The organism is Massilia sp. X63 (assembly GCF_041023745.1).
Taxonomy (GTDB): domain Bacteria; phylum Pseudomonadota; class Gammaproteobacteria; order Burkholderiales; family Burkholderiaceae_D; genus Telluria.
Genome location: NZ_JBFTEF010000005.1, coordinates 169,287 through 181,192, shown reverse-complemented (window position 1 = coordinate 181,192; position 11,906 = coordinate 169,287). Strand labels below are relative to the sequence as shown.

The 11,906-nt window shown below is 65.8% G+C and carries 10 protein-coding genes; 8 read left to right on the top strand and 2 right to left on the bottom strand.

Annotated features, from left to right (window positions below):
• Position 1 precedes the first annotated feature (1 nt).
• From AB3347_RS12180 to lpxC, 7 genes are all read left to right on the top strand, one after another.
• Positions 2–1,000: a D-alanine--D-alanine ligase gene (locus AB3347_RS12180; RefSeq protein ID WP_369092070.1), complete on the top strand. Its 999-nt coding sequence runs from the start codon at positions 2–4 to the stop codon at positions 998–1,000.
• A gap of 6 nt (positions 1,001–1,006) precedes the next feature.
• On the top strand, positions 1,007–1,831 hold the full coding sequence (locus AB3347_RS12175) for a cell division protein FtsQ/DivIB (protein WP_369092069.1): 825 nt from the start codon (positions 1,007–1,009) through the stop codon (positions 1,829–1,831).
• 13 nt (positions 1,832–1,844) lie between these two features.
• Positions 1,845–3,077 (top strand): cell division protein FtsA, encoded by a 1,233-nt coding sequence (gene ftsA / locus AB3347_RS12170; protein WP_231059350.1) that lies wholly within the window; start codon positions 1,845–1,847, stop codon positions 3,075–3,077.
• Between the two features lie 172 nt (positions 3,078–3,249).
• On the top strand, positions 3,250–4,446 hold the full coding sequence (ftsZ, locus tag AB3347_RS12165) for a cell division protein FtsZ (RefSeq protein ID WP_369092068.1): 1,197 nt from the start codon (positions 3,250–3,252) through the stop codon (positions 4,444–4,446).
• Between the two features lie 171 nt (positions 4,447–4,617).
• Entirely contained in the window at positions 4,618–5,121 is a 504-nt protein-coding gene (locus AB3347_RS12160; protein WP_369092067.1) for a peroxiredoxin, read from the top strand.
• Between the two features lie 64 nt (positions 5,122–5,185).
• Complete coding sequence (locus AB3347_RS12155; protein WP_369092066.1) at positions 5,186–6,073, top strand: DMT family transporter; 888 nt, start codon at positions 5,186–5,188, stop codon at positions 6,071–6,073.
• 49 nt (positions 6,074–6,122) lie between these two features.
• A complete protein-coding gene (lpxC, locus tag AB3347_RS12150; protein ID WP_036248233.1) occupies positions 6,123–7,058 on the top strand; it encodes a UDP-3-O-acyl-N-acetylglucosamine deacetylase in 936 nt (311 codons plus the stop codon).
• 27 nt (positions 7,059–7,085) lie between these two features.
• Here lpxC and AB3347_RS12145 read toward each other — a convergent pair whose 3' ends face one another.
• A complete protein-coding gene (locus AB3347_RS12145) occupies positions 7,086–7,553 on the bottom strand; it encodes a DciA family protein (RefSeq protein ID WP_369092065.1) in 468 nt (155 codons plus the stop codon).
• A 328-nt stretch (positions 7,554–7,881) separates the two neighbouring features.
• Here AB3347_RS12145 and secA point away from each other — a divergent pair, with 328 nt between their 5' ends.
• The gene (gene secA / locus AB3347_RS12140) at positions 7,882–10,665 is read left to right on the top strand and encodes a preprotein translocase subunit SecA (protein WP_369092064.1); all 2,784 of its coding nucleotides are present in this window, start codon (positions 7,882–7,884) and stop codon (positions 10,663–10,665) included.
• A gap of 134 nt (positions 10,666–10,799) precedes the next feature.
• Here secA and alr read toward each other — a convergent pair whose 3' ends face one another.
• The gene (alr, locus tag AB3347_RS12135; RefSeq protein ID WP_369092063.1) at positions 10,800–11,903 is read right to left on the bottom strand and encodes an alanine racemase; all 1,104 of its coding nucleotides are present in this window, start codon (positions 11,901–11,903) and stop codon (positions 10,800–10,802) included.
• Positions 11,904–11,906 lie beyond the last annotated feature (3 nt).

The following is an 11,906-nucleotide window of genomic DNA, read 5'->3' as shown; positions in this document are numbered from 1 at the left end:
CGTGACCCAGACCGTAACCACCTCTACCTTCGACCCGGCATCCTTCGGCAAGGTCGGCGTGCTGTTCGGCGGCCGTTCCGCCGAGCGTGACGTGTCGATCATGTCCGGCACCGGCGTGCTGAACGCCCTAAAGAGCCGCGGCGTCGACGCCCACGCCTTCGATCCGGGCACCCAGAGCCTGGCCGAGCTGGCCGCGCAGAAGTTTGATCGCGTCTTCATCGCGCTGCACGGCCGCTACGGCGAAGACGGCAGCCTGCAGGGCGCGCTGGAACAACTCGGCATTCCCTACACCGGCAGCGGCGTGATGGCGTCCGCCGTCGGCATGGACAAGATCACCACCAAGAAGATCTGGAAGATGGACGAGATCCCGACCCCGGACTACATGGCCATCGATCCGTCCACCGACCTCGACGAGGTGCTGGTCGCGCTCGGCCTGCCGCTGATCGTCAAGCCGCCGCTCGAAGGCTCGACCATCGGCATCACCAGGGTGAACAAGGCCGAGGATCTGCGCGCCGCGGTCGAGCTGGCCGCCGGCTTCGATGCCGTGGTGCTGGCCGAGGAATTCGTCACCGGCCGCGAGTTCACCGTCGCCGTGCTGGGCACCGGCAAGAGCGCCCGCGCCCTGCCGATCGTCGAGATCGTGGCCCCGGAAGGCAACTACGACTACCAGAACAAGTACTTCAGCGACGACACCCGCTACCACTGCCCGGCGCAGCTGGATGCGCACCTGACCGAGGAGATCCAGCGCCACGCCGTGAACGCCTACCGCGCGCTCGGCTGCGAAGGCTGGGGCCGGGTCGACGTGCTGGTGCGCGAGGAGGACATGCGTCCCTTCCTGCTGGAGGTGAACACCTCGCCGGGCATGACCTCGCATTCGCTGGTGCCGATGGCGGCGCGCGCGGTGGGCATCGGCTACGAGGACCTGTGCCTGGAGATCCTGGCGTCGGCGCGCCTGAAGATGCCGAACGCAGCGAATGCCGCGACCAGGGCAAAGGAATAAGCACGCATGTGGCATGACGTCCGCGCCCTCAACGCAACCGCCAGCAGCCTGGTGGCGCTGGTGGTGCTCGCCTGTCTCGGGTCCGGCGTGTGGTGGCTGTCGCAGCGTCCCATGTTCTCGCTGGGAGCGGTGACGGTGGAAAGCATGTACCGGCTGCCGCTGCGCCACGTGAACGAACTCACGGTGCGCAACGGCGTGATCGGCAAGATCCGCGGCAACTTCTTCACCACCGACCTGGAGCAGGTGCGCGCTACTTTTGAAACCGTACCCTGGGTGCGGCGCGCCACCGTGCGCCGCGAGTGGCCGAACCAGCTGATCGTCGAGGTGGAAGAGCACGAGGCGCTCGGCACCTGGGGCGAGGATGGCCGCCTGCTGTCGGTCAAGGGCGACGTGTTTACCGCCAACCTGGCCGAGGCCGACGACGATCACGAGCTGCCGGCCTTCGACGGCCCCAAGGGCAGCGAGAAGGAAGTGCTGGCCCGCTTCACGGAACTGCGCTCGTGGTTCGCGCCGGTCCAGCTGGCGCCGCAGGCCCTGTCGCTTTCCGAGCGCTATGCCTGGACCGTGAAGCTGGACAACGGCATGAGCGTGGCGCTCGGCCGGGAGCAGGACAAGGACACGCTGAAAAAGCGCGTGCAGCGGCTGGTGGGCGTCTACCCGCAGCTGGTCGCGCGGCTGCAGGAAGGACGCATCGACACCATCGACATGCGCTACCCGAACGGCCTGGCGCTGTCCTCGGCGCTGCTTTCGGTGCCGGAAGATGCCACCAAGCCGGTAAAGCCGGTGAAGAAAAAACCGAACCAACCCAACAAAACAACCAAGCAAACATAAGCAGGCAACAGCAATGACAAAAGACGCGAAGAACCTGATCGTCGGCCTCGACATCGGCACCTCGAAGGTGGTGGCGGTCGTGGCCGAAGTGATGTCCGATGGACGCCACGAGGTGATCGGCCTCGGTCAGCACGAGTCGAAAGGATTGAAGAAGGGCGTGGTCGTCAACATCGAGGCCACCGTCGAGTCGATCCAGCGCGCGCTAGAGGAAGCGGAGCTGATGGCCGACTGCAAGATCCGCAATGTCTATGCTGGCATCGCCGGCAGCCATATCCGCTCGTTCAATTCGAGCGGCATGGTTGCGATCAAGGACAAGGAAGTGACTGCCACCGACGTGGCGCGCGTGATCGAGACCGCCAAGGCGGTCAACATCCCGACCGACCAGCAGCTGTTGCATACCGTGCCGCAGGAATTCATCGTCGACAACCAGGAAGACGTGCGCGAGCCGATCGGCATGAGCGGCATCCGCCTGGAAGTGCGCGTGCACATCGTCACCGGTGCGGTGTCTGCGGTCCAGAATATTGTAAAGTGCGTGCGCCGTTGCGGGCTCGAGGTCTCGGACCTGATCCTGCAGCCGATGGCGTCGGCCGACGCCGTCCTGACCACCGACGAGAAAGAGCTGGGCGTGGTCCTGATCGACATCGGCGGCGGCACCACCGACATCGCGGTGTTCTCGGACGGCGCGATCCGCCACACCGCCGTGCTGCCGATCGCCGGCGACCAGATCACCAGCGACATCGCGATGGCGCTGCGCACCCCGACCGGCGAAGCCGAGGACATCAAGATCCGCTACGGGGTGGCCAAGCAGGTGCTGGCCGACCCGGGCGAGACGCTCGAGGTGCCGGGACTGGGCGACCGCGGACCGCGCGCCCTGTCGCGCCAGGCGCTGGCGGCCGTGATCGAGCCGCGCGTCGAAGAGCTGTTCGCGATGGTGCACACGGTGGTGCGCGAGTCGGGCTACGAGGGCGTGCTCTCGTCGGGCATCGTGCTCACCGGCGGCAGCTCGATCATGCCGGGCATGATCGAGATGGCCGAAGACATCTTCCTCAAGCCGGCGCGCCTCGGTACGCCGGACTACCGCGGCCAGCTGGCCGACGTCGTGCGCAGCCCACGCTACGCCACGGTGCTCGGCCTGCTGCTGGAAGCGAAGAAGCAGTACCTGCGCGGACACATCGTCACGCGTCAGGATGGTTCGGTGAAGGCAGTGTGGCAGCGCATGAAGGAATGGATAGCGGGGAATTTCTAAAAGGTCGGACAAGCAGGGCGGGGCAGGACGAAATTTTTTAGTACGGCAGCAACAAATCGTTCACGGGTAAAGATTTTTTAAATACAATCGCTACTTCCGGTATCAAGGCTCTGTCAGGGGCCTGGCACCAGCCTTGAAGCGGAAGCGGCATCTTGAATATTGGGAGTTCGATATGGAGTTCGATATGGTCGATAACGCAGCACTGGGAACCGTTATCAAAGTTGTCGGCGTCGGCGGCGCAGGCGGCAATGCGGTTCAGCACATGATCAACAAGGGTGTGTCCGGTGTCGAGTTCATCGCCGCAAACACGGATGCGCAGGCACTTGCCGCGTCGAGCGCAAACAACATCATCCAGATCGGCGAGTCGGGCCTGGGTGCGGGCATGCGTCCGGAAGTGGGCCGCCAGCTCGCCGAGCAGTCGCGTTCGCGCATCGAGGATGCGCTGCGCGGCGCGCACATGGTCTTCATCGCTGCCGGCATGGGCGGCGGCACCGGCACCGGCGCCGCGCCGATCGTCGCCGAAGTGGCCAAGACCATGGGCGCGCTGACCGTTGCCGTGGTCTCCAAGCCGTTCTCCTACGAAGGCGACAAGTGCATGTCGGTGGCCGAGGAGGGCCTGGAAGAGCTGACCAAGCACGTCGACTCCCTGATCGTCATCCTGAACGAAAAGCTGGAAGACATCTACGAAGACGAGTCGATGCTCGACTGGATGAAGCACGCCGACGACGTCCTGAACAACGCCGTTGCCGGTATCGCCGAGATCATCAACGTGCCGGGCCACATCAACGTCGACTTCAACGACGTGAAGACCATCATGAGCGAGCAGGGCAAGGCCATGATGGGCACCGCCACCGCGTCGGGCGTGGATCGCGCGCGCATCGCCGCCGAGCAGGCCGTGGCTTCGCCGCTGCTGGACGGCATCGACCTGTCGGGCGCCAAGGGCGTGCTGGTCAACGTGACCGCCAGCCGTGGCCTGAAGGGCAAGGAGATCAAGGAAGTCATGGCCGCCGTGCGCGCCTTCGCCGCACCGGATGCGTCGATCGCACAGGGCATCGCCTACGACGATGCGATGGGCGACGAACTGCGCGTGACCGTGGTCGCGACCGGCCTGGGCAAGAACAAGAAGATGCAGCTGGTGCAGCCGCAGCAGATGCTCAAGACCGGCACCTACAACGCGCCGGTGATGGCCGGTTCGTCGGCAGTGGCCGGCGGCCTGACCATGGGCCACGCAGGCGGCGACGCCCTGGGCGGCATGAAGCAGCCGGCCGTGTGGCGCCGCGAGCAGGCATCCGAGCAGGTGCAGGCGATGCAGCGCAACGGCGTCGAGACCTACGACATCCCGGCCTTCCTGCGCAAGCAGGCTGACTAAGCGGTAACTAAGCGGTATTCAGTCGGACTCCAGAGGGGCCAGCGCAAGCTGGCCCTTTTTCTTTTGTCGGCTGGGCGGGACACCCGCCCACCCTGCGACGCGCTGGTTCTGCAGACTCGGTCGACATCGGCGATAATTGCCGGATTCTCAAAACATTGAAGGAGCACATCCATGACCATCCAGATCGGCGACCGCCTGCCGGAAGGCACCCTGTCGGAATTCATCGAAACCGAAACCGCAGGCTGCTCGCTCGGCCCGAATACCTTCCAGGTCGCTGACCTCGTGAAGGGCAAGAAGATCGTCATCTTCGGTCTGCCGGGCGCCTTCACCCCGACCTGCTCGGCCCAGCACGTGCCGGGCTACGTCCAGAACGCCGAGGCCCTGAAGGCCAAGGGCGTGGACGAAATCTGGTGCATCTCGGTCAACGACGCCTTCGTGATGGGCGCCTGGGGCCGCGACCAGAAATCGACCGGCATCGTGCGCATGATGGCCGACGGTAACGCCGCCTTCTCGAAGGCCCTGGGCCTGGACGCCGACTTCTCGAAGCACGGCATGGGCACCCGCTCGCAGCGCTACTCGATGCTGGTCGAAGACGGCGTGGTCAAGCAGCTGAACGTCGAAACCGCCGGCTTCGAAGTCTCGGGCGCCGAGAAGATGCTGGAACAACTGGGCTGATCTCCCGCACCCCCTGCAAACGGCGCTGCGGCGCCGTTTTTTGTCCCTGAACCGCTGGAGCGCCATGCCCCTGAAACGACCCGCCGGCAACCTGTACAGCATCTACGCGATGGTGCTGGCCGTGTTCATGTTCGCGCTGATGGACACGGTGATGAAGATCCTGTCGCAGCGCTACCCGGCCATACAAGTGGCGGCGCTGCGCTCGCTCACCTCGCTGCCGCTGATCGTCGTCTATGTGGGCGTCAAGGTCGGCTACGGCGGCATTTTCCGCATCCGCTGGCCGCTGCACCTGCTGCGCGCGGTGCTGGGCATCGCGATGCTGAGCTTTTTCGCCTTCGGCATCCGCAAGCTGTCGCTGGCCGAGGCCTACACCATCTTCTTCATCGCGCCGGCGATCATTACCGCGCTGTCGGTCTGGTTCCTCAAGGAACGGGTCGACCGGGCGCGCTGGATCGCCATCGGCGTCGGACTGTGCGGCGTGCTGGTGGTGCTGCGCCCGAGCGGCGCCGGTTTCCTGACCATTGGCGGCCTGGCCGTGCTGGGCGCCGCCGCGATGTACGCGATCTCGGCGATCACGGTGGGCATCCTGGCCCGGACCGACCGCAGCGAATACATGGTGTTCTGGCTGATGGCCATGATGTCGGTCGGCGCCGGCCTGCTGGCGGCGCCCGGCTGGGTCGGGATGCGCATGGGCGACCTGCCCCTGTTGCTGGGACTGGCCCTGAGCGGCTTCGTCGGCCAGCTGGCGATCACCGAAGCCTTCGCCAGGGGCGATGCCTCGAGCGTGGCGCCCTTCGAGTACACGGCCCTGGCCTGGGCGGTCGGCCTCGACTGGCTGCTGTGGCAAACCTTGCCGGACGGCTGGACCGTGGTGGGGGCGGCGATCATCATCGGCAGCGGCATGTATCTGATTCGCCACGAAAAAGTGCACGTGGAGTCGGATCACCCGTAGCGGCGGGGCCGCGTCAGCGGGCCAATAAGCGCTGGGCTATAATCGCCGGATGCTGAAACAACGAACCATCAAACAGGTCGTCCGCACTACCGGTGTGGGCGTCCACTCGGGCACCAAGGTCGAGCTGACCCTGCGTCCGGCGCCGCCGGGCGCCGGCATCACCTTCCGCCGCGTCGACTACGACCCGATCGTGGCGATCCCGAGCGCCGCCGACGTGGTCGGCGAGACCCGCATGGCGACGGTCCTGATCCGGGACGGCGCGCGCGTCTCCACCGTCGAGCACCTGATGTCGGCCTGCGCCGGCCTGGGGATCGACAACCTGACCGTCGACGTGACCGCCGAAGAGATCCCGATCATGGACGGCTCGGCGGCTTCCTTCGTGTTCCTGCTGCAGCAGGCCGGCCTGGAAGAGCAGGACGCGCCGAAGCGCTTCATCCGCGTGCTGAAGGACGTCGAGATCCGCCAGGGCAGCGGCAACAACGAGAAGTGGGCGCGCCTGTCGCCCTACGACGGCTTCAAGCTCGACTTCTTCATCGAATTCAACCACCCGGCCGTGGACGGCACCATGCAGCGCGCTTCGGTCGATTTCGGCGACGTCTCCTACGTGCACGACGTGGCGCGGGCGCGCACCTTCGGCTTCATGCAGGACGTGGAAACCCTGCGCGGCATGGGCCTGGCGCGCGGCGGCTCGCTGGAAAACGCGATCGTGATGGACGAGTACCGCATCCTGAACGCGGACGGGCTGCGCTACGAGGACGAGTTCGTGCGCCACAAGATCCTGGACGCGATCGGCGACCTGTACATCGTCGGCCACCCGCTGCTGGCCAGCTACACGGCCCACAAGTCGGGCCACGCGCTCAACAACGAACTGCTGCGCAAGCTGCTGGCGACGCCGGATGCCTACGAGTGGGTGGAGTTCGATTCGCTGAGCGAGGCGCCGCCGTCCTACCTGCGCCAGATGACGCGCGAGTGGGCGCAGATGTAAATCGGGGCGCGTGCGCTGCCGCGCACGCTACCTGCGCTTCTCCGCCAGCCGCCTGAGCGCCGCCACCAGGTCCTTGTTCTGGGTGCTCTCTTCGAGCGACTCGGCCAGTTCCTCGAAGGCCTGCACCGCCGTCTTCGGCAGCTCCAGGGTGCGCATCTGCGGTTTCTGTTCCGGCATGGCGCGCGCCACCTGCACCTTCAGTTTCACCGATTCCACCGCCCAGCCGCGCTGCGCCAGCGCGGACTGCAGCTTGGGCAGCATCTGCTTCATGCGCGCCGCCACGGCCGAGCTCGGCACGGCGAGCACCAGCGCCCCGTCCTGGAACGAGATCACGTCGGTGTTGCCGGCCATGACGGGCAGGATCGCGGCGCAGTCGGACTGCAGCCGCGCCATCCGCATGGCGGCGGGCAGCAGGCTGGCCATGCGGTCGTTCTTGCGCAGGAAGTCCGTCGCAACGATCGAGGTCTGCCGGTTCTTGGTACCGTAGATATGCACTGGGGAAAAGGGAGAAGAAGCGCGGGTTCGCGATGCCCGCAACATACCACAAAACAGGCATCGAAATGCGCACATCCCTGCCTGGATCAAGACGTATTTATGCGACCTGTGCAACGACAATCGCGGCCGGCGCTGTGGCGTACGGCGCACGCACGATGCAATTTGATAACATTCTGCTGTTGAGCAGGCTTGTTATCCCGTCCTTCATCCCCAAGTGTGGCCGGATCGCATGATAAAATCAGTAGCTTTTTGCCATAGGCGGTCTTCGGCGGGTCCTCAGCGGCTCACCCCTGGCTCTTTTTGCGGCGTAATTTTCTAGAACACAGCAATGTCATTCCTGACCCAGATTTTCGGCAGCCGCAACCAGCGTCTGCTCAAGCAATACCAAAAGACCGTGCGCCAGATCAACGCGCTCGAGCCCCAGATGGAAAAGCTGTCGGACGCTGAACTCCAGGCCAAGACGCCCGAATTCAAGGACCGCCTGGCCAAGGGCGAGACGCTCGACGACATCCTGCCGGAAGCCTTCGCGGTCTGCCGCGAAGCGGCCAAGCGCGTCATGAAGATGCGCCACTTCGACGTCCAGCTGATCGGCGGCATGGTGCTGCACGAAGGCAAGATTGCCGAAATGGGCACCGGCGAGGGCAAGACCCTGATGGCGACCCTGCCGGTCTACCTGAACGGCCTGTCGGGCAAGGGTGTGCACGTCATTACCGTCAACGACTACCTGGCCCAGCGCGACGCCGAATCGATGGGCCGCCTGTACGGCTGGCTGGGCCTGTCCACCGGCGTGAACCTGTCGCAGCTCGACCACGACAGCAAGCAGAAGGCCTACGCCTCGGACATCACCTACGGCACCAACAACGAGTTCGGCTTCGACTACCTGCGCGACAACATGGTGTACGACGTGCGCGAACGCGTGCAGCGCAGCCTGAACTTCTCGGTGGTCGACGAAGTCGACTCGATCCTGATCGACGAAGCGCGGACCCCGCTGATCATCTCCGGCCAGGCCGAGAACCACACCGACCTGTACCACCGCCTGAACGCGCTGCCGCCGCTGCTGACCATGCAGGTCGGCGAAGAGACCCCGGACGGCAAGGGCCAGATCGAAGTCCCGGGCGACTACACCAAGGACGAGAAGGCGCACACCGTGCTGCTGACCGAGGCCGGCCACGAGAAGGCCGAGGCCATCCTGACCGAATGGGGCCTGCTGCCGGAAGGCGCTTCGCTGTACGACGCCGCCAACATCACCCTGATCCACCACCTGTACGCGGCGCTGCGCGCCCACGTGCTGTACCACAAGGACCAGCACTACGTGGTGCAGAACGGCGAAGTGGTGATCGTCGACGAATTCACCGGCCGCCTGATGACCGGCCGCCGCTGGTCGGACGGCCTGCACCAGGCCGTGGAAGCCAAGGAAGGCGTGCGCATCCAGAACGAGAACCAGACCCTGGCCTCGATCACCTTCCAGAACTACTTCCGCATGTACACCAAGCTGGCCGGCATGACCGGTACGGCGGACACCGAAGCCTACGAATTCCAGGAGATCTACGGCCTGGAAACCGTGGTCGTCCCGCCGAACAAGCCGTCGCAGCGCAAGGACCGCCAGGACCAGGTGTACAAGTCGGCCGAAGAGAAGTACAACGCGATGCTCAACGACATCCGCGACTGCTACGAGCGCGGCCAGCCGGTGCTGGTGGGTACCACCTCGATCGAGAACTCGGAACTCCTGTCGGGCATCCTGAACAAGGCCAAGCTGCCGCACAACGTCCTGAACGCCAAGCAGCACGCCAGGGAAGCGGAAATCATCGCGCAGGCCGGCCGTCCGAAGATGATCACCATCGCCACCAACATGGCCGGCCGCGGTACCGACATCGTCCTGGGCGGCAACGTCGAGAAGCAGATCCAGCTCATCGAGGCGAACGACGCGCTGGCGGATGCCGACAAGGCCGCGCAATCGAAGCAGCTGCGCGACGAATGGCAGTCGCTGCACGACCACGTGGTGGGCGCCGGCGGCCTGCACATCATCGGCACCGAGCGCCACGAATCGCGCCGGGTCGACAACCAGCTGCGCGGCCGTTCGGGCCGCCAGGGCGACCCGGGTTCCTCGCGCTTCTACCTGTGCCTGGACGATCCGCTGCTGCGCATCTTCGCCGGCGACCGCGTGCGCGCGATCATGGAACGCCTGAAGATGCCGGAAGGCGAGCCGATCGAGGCGGGCATCGTGACCCGTTCGATCGAGACCGCCCAGCGCAAGGTCGAGGCCCGCAACTTCGACATCCGCAAGCAGCTGCTGGAATACGACGACGTCGCCAACGACCAGCGCAAGGTGATCTACACCCAGCGTAACGAGCTGCTGGAATCGGTCGACATGGCCGAGCTGATCGCCTCGCTGCGCGTGGGCGTGTTCACCGACCTGGTGCGCCAGTACGTGCCGGCCGAGTCGGTCGAAGAGCAGTGGGACATCCCCGCGCTGGAGTCGGTGCTGGCTGCCGAGTGGGGCCTGAGCGTGTCGCTGCAGAAGATGCTGGCCGACGATCCGAACCTGAACGACGACGACATCCTCGAGCACATCCTGAAAGCCGCCGCGGCCTCGTACGACGCCAAGGTGGAAGTGGTGGGCCGCGAATCCTTCGGCGGTTTCGAGCGCAACGTCATGCTGCAGAGCCTGGACACCCACTGGCGCGAGCACCTGGCGGCGCTGGACCACCTGCGCCAGGGTATCCACCTGCGCGGCTACGCCCAGAAGAACCCGAAGCAGGAATACAAGCGCGAGGCCTTCGAGCTGTTCAGCAGCATGCTGGACATGATCAAGAACGAAGTGGTCCGCACCGTCATGACGGTCCGCATCCAGACCCGCGAGGAAGTCGAAGCCGCCGAAGCGGCGGTGGCGGCCCAGCTGGCGCAGCTGGAAAACGTCAACTACCAGCACGCCGACTTCAACCCGTCGGCCGCGCCGGAAGAGCTGCTCAACCCGAACCCGGTACGCGCCGACTCGGCCCCGGTGGCGGCGGAAGACCACAGCACCTACATGGGCGTGAAGGTCGGTCGCAACGACCCGTGCCCGTGCGGCAGCGGCAAGAAGTTCAAGGCTTGCCACGGCAAGCTGGCCTGAGCTGCTCAGCGGTGTAAACGGAAAACGGCCGGGTCCAGACCCGGCCGTTTTTTCATGTCTGTCGCAGGCGGTGCAATTCCTGCTACTGAGCTAAAAACGTCGTCTCCGCGCGGGCGGGGACCCAATCGACATGCTCAGACGTAGCGCCGATGGAAGCGCCCGCCCAGGCGCGTCAGCACCTCGTAGCCGATCGTCCCCGCCAGCGCCGCCACGGCGTCCACCGGCTGGTGATCCCCCATCAGCTCGACCTCGGCGCCCGGCACGATGCGCTCCGGCGCGATCCCCGTTACGTCCAGCGTGATGCTGTCCATCGACACCCGCCCCGCGATCGGTACCTGGACGCCGTCCACGAAGGCGAAGCCGCGTCCCGACAGGGAACGCAACCAACCGTCAGCATAGCCCACCGCGATGGTCGCGATGCGCTGCTCGCCGGTGCAGGCGTGGTGCGCGCCATAGCCCACCACGGCGCCCTCGCATACGCTGCGCACCTGCACCACGCGCGCATGCAGGGACACCGCCTGCTTCAGCGGATTCGGATTGCCCGGCTGCGGATTGATGCCATACAGGGCCGCGCCCGGGCGCAGCAGGTCATGGTGGTAGTCGGCACCCAGGAACACGCCCGAGGAATTGGCCAGGCTGGCCGGCACGCCCGGGAGCAGCGCGCGCAGTTCGTCGAACCTGCGGCGCTGGGCGTCGTTCATCGGATGCTCCGGCTCGTCCGCGCAGGCCAGGTGGCTCATCACCAGGGTAGGGCGCACGCCCGCGAGCCAGTCGCGGTCCCCGGCCAGCGCCAGCAGGTCTTCCGGCGCCAGGCCCATGCGCGACATGCCGGTGTCCAGCTGGATCGCGGCCGGCAGTTCGCGGTCCAGGCTGCGGGCCAGCGCGCGCCATTCCTGGATTTGCCCCGGATCGTTCAGTACCGGCCGCAGGTCGTACTGGAAGCAGTCGCGCGCGGTGCCCGGCGGGGCGCCGTGCAGCACGTAGATCGTGCAGTCCTCCGGCACCAGCTGGCGCAGCCGGATGCCTTCCTCGAGGTGGGCGGTGAAGAAGGTCTTGCAGCCCTCGAGCGCCAGCGCGGGCGCCACCTGTTCCATGCCGAGCCCGTAGGCGTCGGCCTTCATGACGGCCGCGCAGGCCCCCGTAGTCATCCTGGCCAGCAGCCGGTAATTGTCCCGGATCGCGCCCAGGTCGACCGTCAGCCGCGCCCCGGCGCGGGACGCATCCACAGAATCCACCATGTC

Bases quoted from the DNA above. Each gene is read 5' to 3' on its own strand.
- AB3347_RS12175 (WP_369092069.1), top strand. From the start codon at position 1,007: ATGTGGCATGACGTCCGCGCCCTCAACGCAACCGCCAGCAGCCTGGTG.
- ftsA (WP_231059350.1), top strand. From the start codon at position 1,845: ATGACAAAAGACGCGAAGAACCTGATCGTCGGCCTCGACATCGGCACC.
- ftsZ (WP_369092068.1), top strand. From the start codon at position 3,250: ATGGAGTTCGATATGGTCGATAACGCAGCACTGGGAACCGTTATCAAA.
- AB3347_RS12160 (WP_369092067.1), top strand. From the start codon at position 4,618: ATGACCATCCAGATCGGCGACCGCCTGCCGGAAGGCACCCTGTCGGAA.
- AB3347_RS12155 (WP_369092066.1), top strand. From the start codon at position 5,186: ATGCCCCTGAAACGACCCGCCGGCAACCTGTACAGCATCTACGCGATG.
- lpxC (WP_036248233.1), top strand. From the start codon at position 6,123: ATGCTGAAACAACGAACCATCAAACAGGTCGTCCGCACTACCGGTGTG.
- secA (WP_369092064.1), top strand. From the start codon at position 7,882: ATGTCATTCCTGACCCAGATTTTCGGCAGCCGCAACCAGCGTCTGCTC.
- alr (WP_369092063.1), bottom strand. From the start codon at position 11,903: ATGGTGGATTCTGTGGATGCGTCCCGCGCCGGGGCGCGGCTGACGGTC.